17 protein-coding genes are annotated in these 18650 nt (G+C 68.1%); 12 read left to right on the forward strand and 5 right to left on the reverse strand.

Translation table 11 applies throughout. The features are described from left to right. Positions 1–4: 4 nt before the first annotated feature. The 4 genes from mrdA to RR42_RS00580 all read right to left on the reverse strand — a co-directional run bounded on the left by mrdA (position 5) and on the right by RR42_RS00580 (position 5188). Positions 5–2323, reverse strand: a complete 2319-nt coding sequence (gene mrdA / locus RR42_RS00565) for a penicillin-binding protein 2 (RefSeq protein WP_043342781.1) — start codon at positions 2321–2323, stop codon at positions 5–7. A 69-nt stretch (positions 2324–2392) separates the two neighbouring features. After that, positions 2393–2905 (reverse strand): rod shape-determining protein MreD, encoded by a 513-nt coding sequence (gene mreD / locus RR42_RS00570; RefSeq protein WP_043342783.1) that lies wholly within the window; start codon positions 2903–2905, stop codon positions 2393–2395. Further along, complete coding sequence (gene mreC, locus RR42_RS00575) at positions 2902–3942, reverse strand: rod shape-determining protein MreC (protein WP_052494394.1); 1041 nt, start codon at positions 3940–3942, stop codon at positions 2902–2904. The genes mreD and mreC overlap by 4 nt, the downstream gene beginning before the upstream one ends. 202 nt (positions 3943–4144) lie before the next feature. Then, the gene (locus RR42_RS00580) at positions 4145–5188 is read right to left on the reverse strand and encodes a rod shape-determining protein (RefSeq protein ID WP_035859663.1); all 1044 of its coding nucleotides are present in this window, start codon (positions 5186–5188) and stop codon (positions 4145–4147) included. 651 nt (positions 5189–5839) lie between these two features. Here RR42_RS00580 and gatC point away from each other — a divergent pair. From gatC to RR42_RS00615, 7 genes are all read left to right on the forward strand, one after another. Further along, a complete protein-coding gene (gatC, locus tag RR42_RS00585) occupies positions 5840–6139 on the forward strand; it encodes an Asp-tRNA(Asn)/Glu-tRNA(Gln) amidotransferase subunit GatC (RefSeq protein WP_043342785.1) in 300 nt (99 codons plus the stop codon). Positions 6140–6234: 95 nt separating this feature from the next. Then, on the forward strand, positions 6235–7740 hold the full coding sequence (gene gatA / locus RR42_RS00590; protein WP_043342788.1) for an Asp-tRNA(Asn)/Glu-tRNA(Gln) amidotransferase subunit GatA: 1506 nt from the start codon (positions 6235–6237) through the stop codon (positions 7738–7740). Then, positions 7737–8204: a hypothetical protein gene (locus tag RR42_RS00595; protein WP_043342791.1), complete on the forward strand. Its 468-nt coding sequence runs from the start codon at positions 7737–7739 to the stop codon at positions 8202–8204. The genes gatA and RR42_RS00595 overlap by 4 nt, the downstream gene beginning before the upstream one ends. Then, positions 8201–9172, forward strand: coding sequence for a dienelactone hydrolase family protein (locus RR42_RS00600; RefSeq protein WP_043342796.1), 972 nt, complete (start codon positions 8201–8203; stop codon positions 9170–9172). Before RR42_RS00595 ends, RR42_RS00600 begins: the two co-directional genes overlap by 4 nt. 106 nt (positions 9173–9278) lie before the next feature. Then, positions 9279–10739: an Asp-tRNA(Asn)/Glu-tRNA(Gln) amidotransferase subunit GatB gene (gatB, locus tag RR42_RS00605; RefSeq protein WP_043342799.1), complete on the forward strand. Its 1461-nt coding sequence runs from the start codon at positions 9279–9281 to the stop codon at positions 10737–10739. 169 nt (positions 10740–10908) lie between these two features. After that, positions 10909–11577, forward strand: coding sequence for a DUF484 family protein (locus RR42_RS00610; protein WP_043342801.1), 669 nt, complete (start codon positions 10909–10911; stop codon positions 11575–11577). Next, positions 11577–12737 (forward strand): tyrosine recombinase XerC, encoded by a 1161-nt coding sequence (locus tag RR42_RS00615; protein WP_236701952.1) that lies wholly within the window; start codon positions 11577–11579, stop codon positions 12735–12737. Before RR42_RS00610 ends, RR42_RS00615 begins: the two co-directional genes overlap by 1 nt. Here the strand turns inward: RR42_RS00615 and RR42_RS00620 are convergent. Beyond that, complete coding sequence (locus RR42_RS00620) at positions 12734–13693, reverse strand: transcriptional regulator GcvA (protein WP_043351136.1); 960 nt, start codon at positions 13691–13693, stop codon at positions 12734–12736. The two genes, RR42_RS00615 and RR42_RS00620, sit on opposite strands and share 4 nt — an antisense overlap. Positions 13694–13923: 230 nt before the next feature. Between RR42_RS00620 and RR42_RS00625 the strand changes: the two genes are divergently transcribed. The 5 genes from RR42_RS00625 (at position 13924) to RR42_RS00645 (ending at position 18578) form a co-directional block, all read left to right on the forward strand. Beyond that, the gene (locus RR42_RS00625; protein ID WP_043351138.1) at positions 13924–14283 is read left to right on the forward strand and encodes a DUF2917 domain-containing protein; all 360 of its coding nucleotides are present in this window, start codon (positions 13924–13926) and stop codon (positions 14281–14283) included. Between the two features lie 177 nt (positions 14284–14460). Next, positions 14461–15192, forward strand: coding sequence for a lipoyl(octanoyl) transferase LipB (gene lipB, locus RR42_RS00630; protein ID WP_043342802.1), 732 nt, complete (start codon positions 14461–14463; stop codon positions 15190–15192). A 43-nt stretch (positions 15193–15235) separates the two neighbouring features. Then, a complete protein-coding gene (lipA, locus tag RR42_RS00635; RefSeq protein WP_043342804.1) occupies positions 15236–16231 on the forward strand; it encodes a lipoyl synthase in 996 nt (331 codons plus the stop codon). 677 nt (positions 16232–16908) lie between these two features. Continuing rightward, positions 16909–17559 (forward strand): 5-oxoprolinase subunit PxpB, encoded by a 651-nt coding sequence (gene pxpB / locus RR42_RS00640; protein ID WP_043342807.1) that lies wholly within the window; start codon positions 16909–16911, stop codon positions 17557–17559. Then, positions 17556–18578: a biotin-dependent carboxyltransferase family protein gene (locus RR42_RS00645; RefSeq protein WP_043342810.1), complete on the forward strand. Its 1023-nt coding sequence runs from the start codon at positions 17556–17558 to the stop codon at positions 18576–18578. The genes pxpB and RR42_RS00645 overlap by 4 nt, the downstream gene beginning before the upstream one ends. The last annotated feature ends 72 nt before the right edge of the window (positions 18579–18650 follow it).

An 18650-nucleotide genomic window follows, 5' to 3' on the forward strand; every position in this document is an offset into this window, starting at 1 on the left:
TCCTTCAGCGTGAAGCGTTGCCGCCGGCCGCGGCGGGCGCGGTTGCCGGTTTGGCGCGGGGTTTCGAACTGGCGGGCGCCATGGCGGGCGACGCGGCCGGAGCGGTGGGCGGCGCCGGGCGGCTGTGGCCGAGGGCCTGCGCCATGCGCTGGTCCAGCGTCTGCACCGCCGAGGCGGGCGGGATGGCGGCGGGGTCGATCACCGGCGCCGCCACGGCAGAGGCGGCCGCGGCGGAGGCGCCGGCGCGGGCTGCCACCCGCGCCGCCGGCACGCTGGCGCCTTCGCTGGTGGCGGCGGCTTCGCTCGCGCCCATGACGGTGGCGCTGGCGATGCTGGCGGTGTGGCCGGTGGTAAACACGCTGGGCGTATCCACGGGCGGCTTGCCGCCGGCGCGTTCGGAAGCGGGCGGGGCGATGTTCGCCAGTTCTTCCGGCCACTTGCCCGTCAAATAGTAATCCATCACCTTGCGTGCGATCGGCGCGGCCACGGCACCGCCGAAGCCGGCGTTTTCCACGATCATCGCCAGCGCGATCTTCGGGTTGTCGGCGGGAGCGAACGCGGTATAGAGCGCGTGGTCGCGCTTGCGCTCGTCCAGCGCGTGATGGTTGTACTTCTCGTTCTTGCCCATGGTGAAGGTCTGCGCCGTCCCGGTCTTGCCTGCGGACTCATAGGCGGCGCCGGCGAACGCGCGGGCGGCGGTGCCCGAGTGCGTCACGCCGACCATGGCGCGCTTGATCACGTCGATATCCGACTGCTTGAGCGGCAGGCGGTAGCTTTCCTTGGGCACGGTGAGCTCGCGCTCGCGGCTGACCGAATCCTCCACCGCTTTGACCAGGTGGGGCTTCATGGCGATGCCGTTGTTGACCAGGATGGAGGTGGCGTTGGCCAGCTGCAGGATGGTGAAGCTGTTGTAGCCCTGGCCGATCCCCAGCGAGATGGTTTCGCCGTCATACCATTTCTGCTGCTCGGGCTTGCGGTAGGCGCGGCGCTTCCAGTCGGTGGAGGGCAGGATGCCGCGGCTCTCGCCCTCGATGTCGATGCCGGTGATCTGGCCGAAGCCCAGCGGCTTCATGAAGTCGTGAATGCCGTTGACGCCCATGTCGCGCGCCAGCATGTAGTAATAGGTGTCGCACGACTGCACGATGGAGGCGTTCATGTCCACCCAGCCGTGGCCGCCAGGCTTGTCGTCGCGGAAGGTATGGTTGCCCAGCGTGAACGAGCCCGGATCGTGGAAGCCCCAGGCCGCGGTGCGCTTGCCGGTGGTGAGCGCCGCCAGCGCCATGAACGGCTTGTAGGTGGAGCCGGGCGGGTAGGTGCCGCGCAGCGGGCGGTTCAGGAGCGGCTTGTCGGGCGAGCCGTTGAGCTCGTTCCAGGTATTGGTGTCGATGCCTTCGACGAACAGGTTGGGGTCGTAGGTCGGCTTGGAGACAAAGGCCAGGATGTCGCCCGTGGCCGGCTCGATCGCCACCAGCGCGCCGCGCTTGTCGCCAAACAGCGCCTCGGCCAGTTGCTGCAGGCGGATATCGAGCGACAGGATCAGGTTGTTGCCGGGCGTGGCGGGGGAGGTGGACAGCGTGCGGATGGGGCGTCCGCCCGCGCTCACTTCCACTTCCTCGAAGCCGGTCAGGCCGTGCAGCTCGGTCTCGTAGCTTTGCTCGATGCCGATCTTGCCGATGTAGTTGGAGCCCTTGTAGTTGTCGGCGTCCTTGCGCGGATCGTATTTGGCGCCTTCGGCGCTGTTGGCCTCGTCCATGGCCTCGATGCGTTCCTGGTCGCGCTGCGAGATGCGGCCGAGGTAGCCGATCACGTGCGAGGCGGACTCGCCCATCGGGTACTGGCGGAACAGCCGGGCGCGCACGTCCACGCCGGGAAAGCGGAAGCGCTGGGCGGAGAAGCGCGCCACTTCCTCGTCGGTGAGCTGGCTGCGGATCGGCAGGCTTTCGAAGCTGCGCGACTCCTCCATCAGGCGCTTGAAGCGGCGGCGGTCGCGCGGCTGGATGTCGATCAGCTGGGCCAGTTCCTCGATGGTGTTGTCGAGCGTGTCGGACAGCTTGGACGGGGTGATTTCCAGCGTGTAGGCGGAATAGTTGCGCGCCAGCACCACGCCGTTGCGGTCCATGATGATGCCGCGGTTGGGCTCGATCGGCGCCACCGAGATGCGGTTGTCCTCGGCCTTGGCCGAGTACTGGTCATGCTTGTACCACTGCAGCCACAGGAAACGGCTGAACAGCAGGCCGAAGCAGATCACGGCAAACAGGCCCGCCGCCGCTACGCGGATGCGGAAGCGGCCGAGCTCCTGTTCGACATTGCGTATTTCGGTCATGGTACTGCGTCAGCCTTGCGGTTTGCCGCCCCCCAGGGGGCACGGCGGGACTTCGGTTGGGGTAAAGCGTCAGATCGGCCGGGTTTCGTCCACGTCGGCACTGCGGCGCTGCGGCGCCAGCAGCATGCCGGTGGCCAGCGGCCACAGCAGCGCTTCGATGCCCGGCGCCAGCAGCAATTGCCAGCCGGGCAGCGGCGCGCCCATGGCCAGGCGGATCAGCACCGGCACGGCGTGGGCGACAAACAGGAGCGGCAGCACGTGCAGCGCCTGGGTATAGACCGTGAACCACAGCACGCGGCGATGGATGGTGATGGCGAAGTACGCCAGCAGCGAGTAAGCCATGGCGTGCTCGCCCAGCAGGCGCGCGTCATGCACGTCCATCAGCAGGCCGAGCGCGAATGCCACGCCCATGCCGACCTTGCGCGGCTGGTGGATGTTCCAGAACACCAGCACCAGTGCCACCATGTCGGGCACCCACAGCGTGGTGCCCCAGGGCATCAGGTTGAACAGGAAGGCCAGCACGAAAGTCAGCGCGATAAACGCGGGGTTGACCGGGCGCAGCAGGTATTGGGGATTGGTCAACGCTTGGGCTCCTTGGCCGGGGCGGGCTTGTCGGCGGGCTTTTCCGCCGGCTTGTCAGCCGGCTTGTCAGCAGGCTTTGCGGCAGGCTTTTCGGCCGGCCGCTCTCCCGAGCGTTCGGCATCCCGCACGCCCGGGCGGTTCGCCCTGACGCTTCGCACTTCCTTGGCGTCGCGTGGGCCGTCGATGGACTCGCGCGGCGGCAACTGCGCTTCGTAGCGGATCACCAGCAACTGGCGGTGCGAACGCACGCCGGCCACCGGTTCGCAGTACACGCGCGAGAAGGCAGTATCGGCCTTGCGCTCGATCTGGACGATCTTGGCCACCGGCAGGCCGGGCGGGTAGGTGCCGTCCAGGCCGGAGGTCACCAGCAGGTCGCCCTGCTGCAGGTCGGCCGAGGCGGCCATGAAGCGCAGGTCGAGCAGGCCGGCGCGGGCACCGCCAAAGGCCACGCTGCGCAAGCCGTTGCGCACTACCTGCACGGGAATGGCCTGCTCCTTGTCGGTCAGCAGCGTGACTTCGGACTGAAATGGCGAAACCCGCGTGATCTGGCCGATCACGCCGCGTTCGTCGATCACGGGGTAGCCCGCGCGCAGGCCATGCTGGCTGCCGCGGTCGATCACGATGCGCTGGCTATAGGGGTCGCGGGCGTCGTACAGGATCTCGGCCGCCGTCACCGGCGTGGCCGACTGCTGGACCAGGCCAAGCAGCTTGCGCAACTGGTTGTTCTCGGCCTCGAGCTGGGACTGGCGCACCGAACCCTCGGCCTCGGTCACCATGCGGCGCTTGAGGTCGCGGTTCTCGCTGGCGAGGGCGGCGGATGACTGGGCGTAGTCGAAGGTGGCGCGCAGCGCGTCGCGCGGCACCAGCACCGTGCGCTCCACCGGCATCAGCACGGTGGCGGCAACCTGGCGCACCACGCGCAGGGCGTCAAAGCGCGCATCAACGATGAGCAGCGCCAGCGCGATCGTCACATAGAAGACGAGGCGCGCAACGGCGGAAGTGCCCTGCTTGAAGAGCGGCGGCGGAGTGTAATCCATTTACCCGTGCGCTGGCAGAAAGGTCCCCCGGCGCCGCAGGCACGACCACGCCGCGCCACGCCAGCCGCAGTGGCTGGGGTGGCGCGGCGCGGTGTGGTGCACGGGGGCTGGCCGGGTCGGGAGGGTGGCGCGGCAAGGCGCTGCCCCGACCAGGTAGTCCGGCAGGCCGCGTCGCGCCACGTGCGAATCCTCTGCTTACGCTTTATTCGTAAGAGAAGATGCTGCCGAGCTTGTCCATGCGCTCGAGCGCCATGCCGGAGCCGCGCACCACGCAGGTCAGCGGGTCTTCGGCGACCAGCACCGGCAGGCCGGTTTCCTCGGCCAGCAGACGATCCAGGTCGCGCAGCAGCGCGCCGCCGCCGGTCAGCATCATGCCGCGCTCGGCGATGTCGGCGCCGAGTTCCGGCGGGGTTTGTTCCAGCGCGATCTTGACGGCCGACACGATCTGGTTGAGCGGGTCGGTCAGGGCTTCCAGGATTTCGTTGGACGACACGGTGAAGGCACGCGGGATGCCTTCGGACAGGTTGCGGCCCTTGACTTCCATTTCGCGGACTTCGGAGCCGGGGAATGCCGAACCGATGGCCTTCTTGATGGCTTCGGCGGTCTGCTCGCCGATCAGCATGCCGTAGTTGCGGCGGATGTAGTTGACGATGGCTTCGTCGAACTTGTCGCCACCCACGCGCACCGAACCCTTGTAGACCATGCCGCCCAGCGAGATGATGCCCACCTCGGTGGTGCCGCCGCCGATATCCACCACCATCGAGCCCGACGGCTCCGACACGGGCAGGCCGGCGCCGATCGCGGCCGACATCGGCTCCTCGATCAGGTACACCTGGCTGGCGCCGGCGCCCAGCGCCGATTCGCGGATGGCGCGGCGCTCGACCTGGGTCGAGCCGCAGGGCACGCAGATGATGATGCGCGGCGAGGGGCGCAGCAGCTTGGTGTCATGCACCATCTTGATGAACTGCTTGAGCATCTGCTCGGTGACCGTGAAGTCGGCGATCACGCCGTCTTTCATCGGGCGGATCGCTTCGATGTTGCCCGGCACCTTGCCCAGCATCTGCTTGGCTTCCTTGCCCACCGCCTGGATCGTCTTCTTGGCGTTGGGTCCACCTTCCTGGCGGATGGCGACCACGGACGGCTCGTCAAGGACGATGCCCTTGTCACGCATATAGATCAGGGTGTTGGCGGTGCCGAGGTCGATCGCGAGATCGTTGGAGAAGTAGCTGCGGAGAAATCCGAACATCAGGAATCCTGTTTTCTGGTGGTTCGCGAGTATGCGAAGTGGCCGGCGCCGCTGCGGGGCCAGCCACGATATTCATAGCGACGGGTAGTATTAAGGCCCCCGATCGTCCGGTGGGGCCGGCGCCGTTGCCAGTCCGCGTTGTCATACGCCGCGAACTGCCAGGGCCAGGGCCGCCAACCAAGGCCGCTTTGCCAGGTGGCGAAAACAGCCTCTACGGGAACCTTTGATTAGACCACGCGCGAAAGTTCGGTGGAACGGCGCAGCAATTACAAATTAATTGCTGGCGGGGGCGGCCTAATCGGAGGAACCTGTCTGTCATCCCTTGGGTGCCTTCAACCCCGCACCGGCGGGGGCGGTCGGGCCACAAGGCCAGTGCTGGCTGGCCCGGGCGCCGGAGTACGCCGCCGGGCGTTCCGCCGGAGTGTCTCGCCGAAGTGTCTCGGAAAGCTCCGGGGGAGGCGGTTTTGCACCAATGTGACGAAGGCGCGGCCAAAGGATGGCAACGCGCAATGATACCTTATAATTCCCCCTGTTTCGGGGGCTTCTTCCTCGAAAAAACCTGTAACTTTGACGATTCCCGGGCGCTCCCGGCAGCACTCGCCCGGCCCGCCCCGGCCGCGCCCGCATCGCCTTTCGCACCGACCCCAAGCCATGGCTCTCGACCTATCCGACGTCAAGCGCATCGCCCACCTTGCCCGCATCGAAATCAACGATGACGAGGCTGGGCAGACGCTTGTGCAGCTCAATCAATTCTTCTCCCTGGTCGAACAGATGCAGGCGGTCGACACCACCGGCATCGTGCCGCTGGCCCACCCGCTGTCCGCGGTGCGCGAGATGTCGCAGCGGCTGCGCGACGACGTGGTCACCGAGCCCAACCGCCGCGAGGACTACCAGCGTCCCGCTCCGGCCACCGAAGGCGGCCTCTACCTGGTGCCCAAGGTCATCGAATAAAGGTCAGACGCACCCCGGCCCTCGACCCAGCGGCTGCGCCGCGCCGCCCCCAGGCTGCGCCGGCAGCCATCACCTGCCAAGCCAAACCGACCGACATGCCCTTTTCCGCAACTTCCGTGACCTCCCTGCGCGAGCTTTCCGACGCGCTGGCGGCCCGCTCCGTCTCCGCCGAAGAACTGGCGCGCGATTACCTGGCCCGTATCGAGCAGGCCGGCGCGCTCAACGCCTTTGTCGACGTCAACCCCGAACTCACCCTGGCGCAGGCGCGTGCCGCCGACGCGCGCCGCGCGCGCGGCGAAGCCGGCCCGCTGACCGGCGTGCCGATTGCCCACAAGGATGTGTTCGTCACCCGTGGCTGGCGCGCCACGGCGGGCTCGCGCATGCTGGCCAACTACGAAAGCCCGTTCGACGCGGCCGTGGTCGAGCGCCTCGCCGCCGCCGGCATGGTCACGCTGGGCAAGACCAATATGGACGAGTTCGCGATGGGCTCGTCCAATGAGAACTCGCACTTCGGCCCGGTCCGGAACCCCTGGGACGCCAGCCGCGTGCCGGGTGGCTCCTCGGGCGGCTCCGCTGCCGCCGTGGCCGCCGGCCTGGCGCCTGCCGCCACCGGCACCGACACCGGGGGCTCGATCCGCCAGCCGGCCTCGTTCTCCGGCATCACCGGCATCAAGCCTACCTATGGGCGCGTGTCGCGCTACGGCATGATCGCCTTCGCCTCCTCGCTCGACCAGGGCGGCCCGATGGCGCATACCGCCGAGGATTGCGCCATGCTGCTGGGCGGCATGGCCGGCTTCGACGAGCGCGACTCCACCAGCGTTGCGCCCGCCCTGGGCGGCGTCGACGAGGACTACACCCGCCTGCTGGGCCAGGCGCGGGCTGGCGCCAGTGCCGGCAAGCCGTTGTCAGGGCTGCGCATCGGCCTGCCGAAGGAATATTTCGGCAAGGGCCTGGCAGCGGACGTGGAGCAGGCCGTGCGCGCGGCGCTTGCCGAGTACGAAAAGCTGGGCGCCACGCTGGTCGAGGTGTCTCTGCCCAAGACCGAACTGTCGATCCCCGTGTACTACGTGATCGCGCCGGCCGAGGCATCGTCCAACCTGTCGCGCTTTGACGGCGTGCGCTTTGGCCATCGCGCCGCCGAGTACCGCGACCTGATGGACATGTACAAGAAGACCCGCGCCGAAGGCTTCGGCCCCGAGGTCAAGCGCCGCATCATGGTGGGCGCCTATGTGCTGTCGCACGGCTACTACGACGCCTACTACCTGCAGGCACAAAAGATCCGCCGCATCATTGCTGACGATTTCCAGCGCGCCTTCACCCAGTGCGACGTGATCATGGGCCCGGTGGCGCCCACGGTGGCGTGGAAGCTCGGCGAGAAGAGCGCGGACCCGGTGCAGATGTACCTGGCCGACATCTTCACGCTGTCGACCAGCCTGGCCGGCCTGCCGGGCATGAGCGTGCCCTGCGGGCTGGGCGAGGGCGGCATGCCGGTTGGCCTGCAGCTGATCGGCAACTACTTTGGCGAGGCCGAGCTGCTGCAAACGGCGCACGCCTTCCAGCAGGCAACGGACTGGCACCTGCGCCGGCCCGCGCAGGCATGATCGCAGCGCGCTGGCTGTCGCGCATCGTGCTCGGCATCGGGCTGGCCGCCGCATTGGCGGCCTGCATCCCGCTGCCGCGCTTTGGCGGCAAGCCCCCGCCCATTGCCAGCCGCGACATCGACCTTGCCGGCGATTGCCGCCGCACCGAGGAAGACGGCTTTCGCGAGGATGCGCAGGTGCGCGTGGCGGACAACACCGTGCAGCAGTTGTCATGGAAGCTGTGGGTGGGCAAGCGCGGCTCGTGCAGCTTCAACCTGGCCGAATTCCGCCAGACCCAGAAGAAGCCGCATATCGAGCTGCGCGCCAATGACGGCAGCGCCTGCAAGCTGATGATCTGGCAGGATCCGCGCCGGGTCACGCTCGCGCACGCCAATTGCGAGGCACGCTGCTCGCCGGGCATCTACGAAGAAGCCTGGCCGGTGATGTTCGAGCCTGGCGGCGGCGGCTGCGCGCAGACCCGATGAACCCGCTCAACGCCATGTCCCGAACCGCCCACGGTTGCATCGCCGCTCGCCTGAAAGCCTTCAGCCTGGGCGCGTGCGCCTTGCTGCTGGCAAGCCACGCCGTGCTGGTGCGGGCCGTGGTTCCAGCGGCCGGCGAGCGCGCCATGCCGGCCGCGCAGGCGGTGCGTTTCCCGGGCGCCGACGGCGGCCAGCCGCTCAGCGGCTACTGGTTCGTGCCGCAGCGCAGCGCTGCGGCCCCGGCCCCGGCCGTACGCGTGGTGATTGCGCTGCACGGCTGCGGCGGCCTGCACCGCAGTGGCGGCGCGGATGCGGCGGCGCTCCAGAGCCGTTACCGCGAGTACGTGCAGTGGCTGACCGCGCGCGGCTACGCGGTGCTGCTACCCGACAGTTTCGGCCCGCGCGGCAAACCGGACGGCATCTGCACCGAACGCCTGGACAGCCGCGACATCGACGACGCCACGCGGCGCGGCGATGTGCTGGCGGCGCTGCAGTGGCTGGCGCGGCAGCCCGGCGTGGACACTGAGCATATCGTGCTGCTGGGCTGGTCCAACGGCGCGCAGGCGGTGCTCAGCGCCATCGACGCCAGTCGCGACTGGCCGGCGGGCGCACCGGCGATCGAGCGCGCCGTGGCCTTTTACCCGGGCTGCAAGAGCGCGGTGCAGCGGCATGAGTACCGCCTGCGCACGCCCTTGCTGCTGCTGACCGGCGGCGCCGACGACTGGACCCCCGCCACCCGCTGCGCCATGCTGCGCGAGGCGGTCGCGGCGCGCCAGCCGGATGCACGTTTTCGCCTGGAGATCTATCCCGGCGCGTATCACGGCTTTGACGGCACCGAGCCGCTGCGGGTGCGGCGCGATGTGCCTAGCGGCTCGCGTCAAGGCCAGGGCGTGACCGTGGGCGGCGACCCGATCTCGCGCGATGCGGCGCTGGCGCAATTGGATTCATGGCTGGCCAGCCCGAATCCGTGACAGAACACGTAGCAGTACATAGCCACACGCAGGCACACGCAGGCACACGCAGGCACACGTAGCAAACAAGTAGCAACACATACAGCACACGAACAGGAATACCGCCATGCAATGGGAAGTGGTGATCGGCCTCGAGACGCACACGCAGTTGTCGACGGCCTCCAAGATTTTTTCCGGTACCTCCACCGCCTTCGGCGCGGCGCCGAACACGCAAGCCTCGCCGGTTGATCTGGCGCTGCCCGGCGTGTTGCCGGTGCTTAACCGCGGCGCGGTCGAGCGCGCCATCCAGTTCGGCCTGGCGATCGGCGCCACCATCGCGCCGCGCAGCATCTTCGCACGCAAGAATTACTTCTACCCCGACCTGCCCAAGGGCTACCAGATCAGCCAGTACGAGCTGCCGGTGGTACAGGGCGGCAGCATCAGCATCCAGGTCGAAGGCAAGAAGGGCGAAACCTACGAAAAGACCGTGCAGCTCACGCGCGCCCACCTCGAGGAAGACGCCGGCAAGTCGCTGCACGAAGATTTCGCCGGCATGACCGGCATTGACCTGAACCGCGCCGGCACGCCGCTGCTGGAGATCGTCACCGAGCCCGACATGCGCAGCTCGGCCGAGGCCGTGGCCTACGCCAAAGCCCTGCACGCGCTGGTGATGTGGCTGGGCATCTGCGACGGCAACATGCAGGAAGGCAGCTTCCGCTGCGACGCCAACGTGTCGGTGCGCCCCTACGGCAGCCCCAAGCTGGGCACGCGCCGCGAGATCAAGAACCTGAACTCGTTCCGCTTCCTGCAGCAGGCCATCGACTACGAAGTCCAGTGGCAGATCGCCGAGATCGAGGACGGCCGCGAAATCCAGCAGGCCACCGTGCTGTTCGACCCGGACACCGGCGAGACGCGCGCGATGCGCACCAAGGAAGACGCGCACGACTACCGCTACTTCCCCGACCCCGACCTGCTGCCGCTGGAGATCGACGCCGCCTGGATCGAACGCGTGAAGTCCGCGCTGCCGGAGCTGCCGGTGGCCATGCAAGCGCGCCTGGTGTCGCAATACGGCTTGTCCGCCTACGACGCCAGCGTGCTGACCGCCTCCAAGTCGCTCGCGAACTATTTCGAGGCGGTGGTCGCCGAAGCTGGCACGGCCAATGCCAAGCCCGCTGCCAACTGGCTGATGGGCGACGTGTCGTCGCTGCTCAACCGCGAAGGCATCGCGCTGGAAGCCGCCCCGGTCAAGCCGGCGCAGCTGGCCAAGCTGCTGGTGCGCATTGCCGACGGCACGGTGTCCAACAACACGGCCAAGAAGGATGTCTTCCCGGCCATGTGGGCGGGCGAGGCAGGTGCCGACGCCGACGCCATCATCGCGGCCAAGGGCCTCAAGCAGATGTCCGACTCGGGCGAGCTGGAAAAGATCATCGACGACGTGCTGGCTGCCAATGCGAAGTCGGTGGAGGAGTTCCGCGCTGGCAAGGAGAAGGCGTTCAACGCGCTGGTCGGCCAGGCCATGAAGGCCACCAAGGGCAAGGGGAATCCTGCTCAGGTGAATGAGTTGCTGAAGAGGAAGTTGGGGGCATAGGGGACGTAGGGGGAGAGGGGCTTTTGGGGGGGCTTTTTGCTGTCTATTTCATCGGCAAAGAGCCCGCAAATCCAAGCCCTTGCGCCCGGAAACCAGCGCCGACCCTCCCCCCCGAAACCTCCCCCTGACCATTTGCTAAACTGCCCCCCAAACAATCCGGTTGAAGCCAATGAACGCCCAAGAAGTTGCCTCCTACCTGCAGACCAATCCCCGGTTCTTCGAAGACAACGCCGAACTGCTGGCCGCGGTGCAACTCACCAGCCCGCACAGCCACCGCGCGGTGTCGCTGCAGGAGCGCCAGATGGAAATCCTGCGCGAGAAAAACAAGGGCCTGGAGCTGAAGCTGGCGGACCTGGTTCGCCACGGCCATGACAACGACCGCACCCAGCAGCGCATGCACGCCTGGCAGTTGCGCCTGCTGGCCGAGGTGGACTCGCACGCGCTGCCGTATGCGGTGCAGGACGGCCTGCAGCAAGTGTTCGACGTGCCTGGCGTGGCCCTCAAGCTGTGGAATGTGGCTGAGAGCTACGCGCACATGGAAGTGGCGCAGGGCGCGACCGAAGACGTCCGCCTGTTTGCCGAGGGCCTGCGCGCGCCGTATTGCGGCGCCAACAGTGGCTTCGAGGCCGCGGCCTGGCTGGAGCGCGACGACATCGCCTCGCTGGCCATGGTGACGTTGCGCGTGCCCACGCGCGACGCCGGCGCGCTCGGCGCGGCCTTTGGCCTGCTGGTGCTGGGCTCGCCCGAACCGCGCCGTTTCCACGAGGGCATGGGCACGGCCTACCTGGCGCAGATCGGCGAAGTGGCCGGCGCCGCGCTGAACCGCCTGCGCGACTGATGGCGCCGCGCCGCGCGCGCAAGGCCGCTTCGCCCGTGGCGAAGAAGCCGGCCGCGCGCAAGCAAGCCGCCGAGGCGCCGCTGGGCAAGCCGCCGCCCGACCCGGTCGTGCTGCGCTATCTGGAGTGGCTCGCCAGCAGCCGCAAGCTGGCTGTCCACACGCTGACCAACTACGCCCGCGACCTGTCGGTGCTGCAAGCGCACGCCGCGCGCCATGCGCCGGGTATTGCGCTGTTGTCGCTGCAGACCCACCATATCCGCGCCTTTGCCGCGCGCATGCACGGTGGCGGCCTGGCCGGCACCAGCATTGCCCGCACGCTGTCGGCGTGGCGCGGCTTCTTTTTGTGGGCCGCGCGCCATGGACTGGGCGTGGAGGCCAATCCGGTGGACGGCGTGCGCGCGCCCAAATCCGGGCACCGGCTGCCCAAGGCCTTGTCGGTGGAGCACGCGGTGGCGCTGGTCTCGCACAGCGCGGGCGACGGCGCCGAGGGCCGGCGCGACCAGGCTGTCTACGAGTTGTTCTATTCCAGCGGACTGCGCGTGTCGGAGCTGGTGCAGCTGGACGCGCGCTATGCCGAGGACGGGGAATACCGCTCCGCCGGCTGGATCGACATGGACGGCGCTGAGGTCACGGTGATCGGCAAGGGCTCGCGACGGCGCACCGTGCCCGTCGGCAGCAAGGCGATGGAAGCGCTGCGCGCGTGGCTGGCGGTGCGCCCGGAGCTGCTGCGCCCCGGCGCGCTGCCGGATGATGCGCATGCGCTGTTCCTGAGCGTGCGCGGGCGGCGCTTGCCGGCACGTACCGTGCAGTTGCGCATCAAGCAGCAGGCGCTCCGGGCCGGCGTGCCGACCGACGTGCATCCGCACATGCTGCGGCACTCCTTCGCCACCCATGTGCTGCAATCCTCGGGCGACCTGCGCGCGGTGCAGGAGATGCTCGGGCACGCCAGCGTGGCCACCACCCAGATCTATACCGCGCTGGATTTCCAGCACCTGGCCAAGGTCTATGACAAGGCGCATCCGCGCGCGGGCAGGGCGCACTCAGGGCCGGCGCCGGTGGTTGCTCGGGTAGTTGCCCCGGAAGTTGCTCCGGTGGCCGCGCCGAAGGCCGTGGATGAGGGCAAGGATGCAGAAGATGCCGAAGCCGGGAAGGACGGCTAGCCCTCCCACTGCGCCAGGATGCCCCGGAAAGCTTCCATCTCGGGCAGCAGCCAGGCGCGGAAGGCCTTTACCTTGGGTGCTTCCAGCATGCCGGCCGAGCAGACGAAGTAGAGCAGCCACGGGCAGGTAATGCTTACATCGAAGAGCCGCACCACACGCCCCGACAGCAGGTCGTTATAGGCCAGCGACGAGCGGATCAGCGCAATGCCCTGGCCCGCGGCGGCGGCCTGCAGCAGCAGCGAGGAGTCCTCCAGCAGCAGGCCCTTGCGCGGCTCCGGCCAGTCCAGGCCGGCGGCTTCGAACCACGGCTTCCACGGATCGCCTTCGCCGCGCAGCAGCGACATGCCTTTCATGTCCTGCGGCCGCGCCGGCAGCTTGCCGCCGTTGAAGGCCGGGCTGCAGACCGGGAAGAACACGTCGTCCAGCAGCTTCTCCACATACAGGCCGGGATAGTCGCCGCTGCCCATGCGCAACGCGATGTCGACTTCCTCGCGCCCGAAATCCACCAGCGTGTTGGACGACAGCAGCTCCACGTCGAGCTCGGGATGCTGCTCGATAAAGCTGCCGATGCGCGGCGTGAGCCAGCGCGCGGCAAACGACGGCATGGTGCTGATGGTGAGGCGCTTGTCGCGGTTGCCGGCCTGCAGCGCACGGGTGGCATCGGCGATCTCCAGCAGGGCTTCGCGCACGCGCCCGGCGTAGGCCCGGCCACCGGGTGTCAGGGTCACACGCTTGCCGTTGCGCTCGAACAGGGCCTGGCCCAGCTCCTCCTCCAGCGCGCGGATCTGGTGGCTGACCGCGCCGTGGGTGACGAACAGCTCGGTGGCCGCGCGTGAAAAGCTCTCGTGGCGGGCCGCCGCCTCGAACGCGCGCAGCGCGGTCAGCCCCGGCAGGCGCGGCAGCTCGCGGTGCCAGCCACGTGGCAAATCTCTCTCCCATGCTCCCTTCAGCGCCATCATCCACCTCGTCTTATGTGAGCTCATCTAACAAGAACAAGGAAAATATATCGTTTTGGAAGAGGACCGGCAATCACTAGAATGCAATGCATCGGGGCGCTACCCGCACCGGTGCCGATCCAGTACCAGGCAAGACCAAGCATAAGCCCGCGAGGGCTGAGCTGATCGGCGGCCGCCCATTCCGGGCAAGCGGGCGAGGCAGCCGGCGATGTCAGCGAAGGATGCCCAACATGAAAACATTGCTCACAACGACCCTGTTCACCCTGAGCCCGGGCGAAGTTACCTCCCTTTCCATCCACGCCGCCCAGCGCCTGCGTGTGGAAGAGGCCACGGGGACCGACGTCTGGGTCACCCGCGAAGGCGATTCGGAAGATTACTGGCTGCGTTGCGGTGGCAGCCTGCTGCTCAACAGCGGCGACGAAATCACGCTGAGCGTGGACCCGCGCGCGGCCGAGCCGGTACGCCTGGCCCTGATCGCCGAGGCCCGTCGGCCGGCAACCAACGTGTCGCACCTGGTGGCGCGCATGGCGCGGCGCTGGGTTCGAGGCACCGAGTGGACGCCTAACCAGGACCAGGTCACGGCCTCCTGAGCCAGCGGATACCGATGCGGCTGGCCGCGTGCGCGGCCATCTGCGGCTGATTCATTCCAGGCCGGCAAGCGGGGATGCAGCGCCAACGTCATAAACGCACCAAAAGACACACCAAAAGACACACCAGAAAAGGGGCGGCCTCCTGTGAGATCCGCCCCTTTTCGCTAAACTGCCGGGATGCAATCGATACAAGTCATCGAGCAGGGCCGGCAAGAGTACGAACCCTGTTTCGAAGCGATGCGCGCCTTTACCGCCGCACGCACCCCCGACACTCCCGACCAGATCTGGCTGGTCGAGCACCCCCCGGTCTATACCCTCGGCCAGGCGGGAGATCCCGCGCATGTGCTGGCCCCTGACGATGCGATCCCCATCGTGCGGATCGATCGTGGCGGCCAGGTCACTTATCATGGCCCGGGCCAGGTTGTGGCCTATCTGTTGCTCGACCTGCGCCGCCGCCACCTGATGGTGCGCGAGCTCGTCCATGCGATCGAGCAGGCCGTGCTGGATACGCTCGCGGCGTATAATCTCGCAGCCGAACGCAAGCCCGGCGCGCCTGGTATCTACCTTTCCGAAGGCCGGCACCAGGGCGCCAAGATCGCCGCGCTCGGACTCAAGATCCGCAATGGCTGCAGCTATCACGGCGTCAGCCTCAACGTGCAGATGGACCTCGCGCCCTTCCTGCGCATCAACCCCTGCGGCTATGCCGGCCTGGAAACGGTCGACATGGCAACGGCGGGCGCCACCTTCGCGGTGGCCGATGCGGCGGGTGCGTCCCGCTTGCCCGTGACCGCGGCACAACAAGCCGATATCGCGCGGCGCCTCGCGGCGGCGCTGTGTGAAGTGCTGGCAGAGGCGCAAGAGCGCGCCTTGGCGGCCCAACGGAATACCGCCGCGGCCCTGGCCACTTAGTCATCCAGCCGAATATGCACGCACCGCGCGTGCGGAGAACACTATGAGCGACGCCCTGATCGCCACTTCCAGCGAAGCCCCGCAACCCCAGGCGGAGCAGTACGACCCGACCCGCAAGCAGAAGTCGGCGGACAAGACCGCGCGCATCCCCATCAAGATCGTGCCGGCCGAGAGGCTCAAGAAGCCCGAGTGGATCCGCGTCAAGGCGGCCACCGGCAGCTCGCGCTTCTACGAGATCAAGGACATCCTGCGCGCCAACAACTTGGTGACGGTATGTGAGGAAGCCAGCTGCCCGAACATCGGCGAGTGCTTTGGCAAGGGCACCGCCACGTTCATGATCATGGGCGACAAGTGCACCCGCCGCTGCCCGTTCTGCGACGTGGGCCACGGCCGTCCCGATCCGCTGGATGCCAGCGAGCCGGGCAACCTGGCCCGCACCATCGCCCAGCTCAAGCTGAACTACGTGGTGATCACCAGCGTTGACCGCGACGACCTGCGCGACGGCGGCGCCCAGCACTTTGTCGATTGCATCACGCTGACCCGCGAGCTGTCGCCGGCCACCCGCATCGAAGTGCTGGTGCCGGACTTCCGCGGCCGCCTGGACAAGGCGCTGGACATCCTGCAAGCCGGCCCGCCGGACGTGATGAACCACAACATGGAAACCGTGCCCCGCCTGTACAAGCAGGCCCGCCCGGGCGCCGACTACGCGCACTCGCTCAAGCTGCTGCAAGAGTTCAAGCGCCGCAACCCGGCCGTGGCCACCAAGTCCGGCCTGATGGTGGGCCTGGGCGAGACCGACGAGGAAATCCTCGAAGTCATGCGCGACATGCGCGCCCACGACATCGACATGCTGACCATCGGCCAGTACCTGGCGCCGTCGGGCCACCACCTGCCGGTGATGCGCTACGTGCATCCGGACACCTTCAAGATGTTCGAGGCCGAGGCCTACAAGATGGGCTTCACCCATGCCGCCGTGGGCGCCATGGTGCGCAGCTCCTATCATGCGGACGAGCAGGCGCATAAGGCCGGGTTCGCCTGAGGCCGAACTGGCCAAAACCCCGCGCTACGACGACGGCTGTCGCTCCCTCTCCCCTCAGGGGGAGAGGGCTGGGGAGAGGGGTGGCTTAGCTAGGAGCCACTTGAAGCGGAGCCCTCGGTTTTGTCCAGCACGACGGCATAAGGAGCCCCCGCCCTCTCCCCCGCCCCCTCTCCCGCAAGCGGGAGAGGGGAGACCACCCAACGCAAGGTCGACCTGGTGAGCAGTTAGACCGGCCGGTATCCATCCGGCCATTTTTTTCGCCTGCGGCACCCTGCTGCGGGCCCGCCTGGCGTTGCATGCGCGCCACGGCCAGCCAAGTTTTCCTGAAATCTTTCCTCCCCCGCAAGTCCGGGCCGGTGTGTCTTCGCGCACCCACATCGAGCAGGACCGGTGCGGCGCAAGCGCCGCACCGGGCGCTCCTGCACCGGATGCAATCGCCGCGTCCGGTACCCGCACCGAGGCGGTGCGCCAACGCTATCCCGCATGAAGACGTAGCACCGCGTGCCTAGGGTCAACACCTAGCCACAGCATCTTCTTGTTTGGTTATTATGAATTTATCGATAAATCATCGATGAAATAGCGATCTCACTCCCGGACCCATCGCAGCCGGCGCCGCGCCTGACTAGTGCAGCGCGCCCGCCTACACTGCAAGACAGGTCCCCCCGCTGGTGCCGCCCATGACCCGATGTTCCGTTCACCGCCTGGCCGAGCAAGCACTGCTGTGCAGCGTGCCCCCGCCGGCCTCGCTAGATGTACAGCGACGTATCTGGGCCATGGCCCAGCGCGCGGCCGAGTGGCGCGGCGTGGTCGATGCGGTGCCGGGCATGAACAATCTCACCGTGGTGTTCGACCGCCAAGCCGATCCCGAAGCGCTGGAACGCAACCTGAAGCTCGCCTGGGCTTCCGGCGAAGCGCGTGCCGCCACCGGCAAGCTGGTCGAGATCCCGGTGCGCTACGGCGGCGAGCATGGCCCCGACCTGGCCGAAGTCGCGGCGCATACGGGACTCACGGCGCAGGAAGTGGTACGCCGCCACAGTGCGGGCGAGTACGTCGTTTACTTCCTCGGATTCCAGCCCGGCTTTGCCTATATGGGCGGCCTGGACCCGGCGCTGGCCACGCCGCGCCGGCGCGAGCCGCGTCTGTGCGTGCCCGCGGGCACGGTCGGCATCGGCGGCGAGCAGACCGGCATCTACCCGGCAGCCGCCCCCGGCGGCTGGCAATTGATCGGGCACACCACCAGCCAACTCTTCCTGGCAGACCGCGATCCGCCTTCCCTGTTTGCGCCCGGGGATACCGTGCGCTTTGTCGTCGAGGCACTGCTGCCATGATCGAAATCACCCGACCCGGCGCGCTGGCCTCGGTCCAGGACCTTGGCCGTCCCGGCTTTCGCCGCTTTGGCGTGGGCACCGCGGGCGCGCTCGATACCGTCGCGCTCACCATCGGCAACCGCCTGCTGGGCAATCCGGCGGGCGACGCCGCCATCGAATTCACGCTGGGCCGCGCGGCCGTGCGTTTCCATGCCGACATGCGCGTGGCGCTGACCGGCGCCGAATGCCGGGCCAACCTGGACGGCGTGCCGGTCTGGTCGTGGCATGCCTTCGACGTGCGCCGCGGCGAAACGCTGACGCTGTCGGCGGCGCAGGGCGGCACCCGTACCTATCTGTGCGTGGCGGGCGGCATCGCCGTGGCGCCGGTGATGGGCTCGCGCAGCACCGACCTCAAGGCTGGCTTTGGCGGCCTGGGTGGCCGCGCGCTGCATGAAGGCGACCGCCTCGACGCGGGCCGGCCCGGCGTGGCCGAGGACAGCGACTGGCTGGGTGTGCAGGCGCCATCCTGGGCGCTGCCGGTGAAAAAGCTCGGCGACGCGATGCCGATCCGCATGTTGCCTGGCATCGAGTACGAGGATTTCGACGCCGCCGCGCGCGAAGCGCTGTGGCAGTCCGACTGGATCGTCACGCCCAACAGCAACCGCATGGGCTTGCGCCTGCAAGGCCCGGCCCTGGCGCGCCAGCCCGAGCGCGCGGCCGACCTGCTCTCGCATGGCGTGCTGCCGGGCGTGGTCCAGGTGCCGCCGGCCGGCCAGCCCATCGTGCTGATGGCCGATGCGCAGACCACCGGCGGCTATCCCAAGATCGGCGTGGTGATCGGCGCCGACCTGTGGCGGCTGGCGCAGGTGCCGCTGGGTGCGCCGGTGCGCTTCGTGCGCGTCACGCTGGATGAGGCTGCCGCGGCGCAGGCCGAGCTGGACCGATACCTGCGGCAACTGGACCAGGCGCTGCAGTGGCAGGGCGACGGCATGGCGATCGCCTCGCGGCGGCGCACGCGTACCCGCGCTGCCGTGGCCTGAGCCGCCCAGCGGGCAACGACAGAACGACAGTACGACAGAACGACAGCAACCCCAAAACCTCAACACAAACCG

Source organism: Cupriavidus basilensis, from assembly GCF_000832305.1.
GTDB lineage: Bacteria > Pseudomonadota > Gammaproteobacteria > Burkholderiales > Burkholderiaceae > Cupriavidus > Cupriavidus basilensis_F.

Bases quoted from the DNA above. Each gene is read 5' to 3' on its own strand.
- gatC (WP_043342785.1), top strand. From the start codon at position 5,840: ATGGCTCTCGACCTATCCGACGTCAAGCGCATCGCCCACCTTGCCCGC.
- lipA (WP_043342804.1), top strand. From the start codon at position 15,236: ATGAGCGACGCCCTGATCGCCACTTCCAGCGAAGCCCCGCAACCCCAG.
- RR42_RS00625 (WP_043351138.1), top strand. From the start codon at position 13,924: ATGAAAACATTGCTCACAACGACCCTGTTCACCCTGAGCCCGGGCGAA.
- RR42_RS00595 (WP_043342791.1), top strand. From the start codon at position 7,737: ATGATCGCAGCGCGCTGGCTGTCGCGCATCGTGCTCGGCATCGGGCTG.
- pxpB (WP_043342807.1), top strand. From the start codon at position 16,909: ATGACCCGATGTTCCGTTCACCGCCTGGCCGAGCAAGCACTGCTGTGC.
- lipB (WP_043342802.1), top strand. From the start codon at position 14,461: ATGCAATCGATACAAGTCATCGAGCAGGGCCGGCAAGAGTACGAACCC.
- mrdA (WP_043342781.1), bottom strand. From the start codon at position 2,323: ATGACCGAAATACGCAATGTCGAACAGGAGCTCGGCCGCTTCCGCATC.
- RR42_RS00610 (WP_043342801.1), top strand. From the start codon at position 10,909: ATGAACGCCCAAGAAGTTGCCTCCTACCTGCAGACCAATCCCCGGTTC.
- RR42_RS00645 (WP_043342810.1), top strand. From the start codon at position 17,556: ATGATCGAAATCACCCGACCCGGCGCGCTGGCCTCGGTCCAGGACCTT.
- gatB (WP_043342799.1), top strand. From the start codon at position 9,279: ATGCAATGGGAAGTGGTGATCGGCCTCGAGACGCACACGCAGTTGTCG.
- RR42_RS00620 (WP_043351136.1), bottom strand. From the start codon at position 13,693: ATGGCGCTGAAGGGAGCATGGGAGAGAGATTTGCCACGTGGCTGGCAC.
- gatA (WP_043342788.1), top strand. From the start codon at position 6,235: ATGCCCTTTTCCGCAACTTCCGTGACCTCCCTGCGCGAGCTTTCCGAC.
- RR42_RS00600 (WP_043342796.1), top strand. From the start codon at position 8,201: ATGAACCCGCTCAACGCCATGTCCCGAACCGCCCACGGTTGCATCGCC.
- RR42_RS00615 (WP_236701952.1), top strand. From the start codon at position 11,577: ATGGCGCCGCGCCGCGCGCGCAAGGCCGCTTCGCCCGTGGCGAAGAAG.
- mreC (WP_052494394.1), bottom strand. From the start codon at position 3,942: ATGGATTACACTCCGCCGCCGCTCTTCAAGCAGGGCACTTCCGCCGTT.
- RR42_RS00580 (WP_035859663.1), bottom strand. From the start codon at position 5,188: ATGTTCGGATTTCTCCGCAGCTACTTCTCCAACGATCTCGCGATCGAC.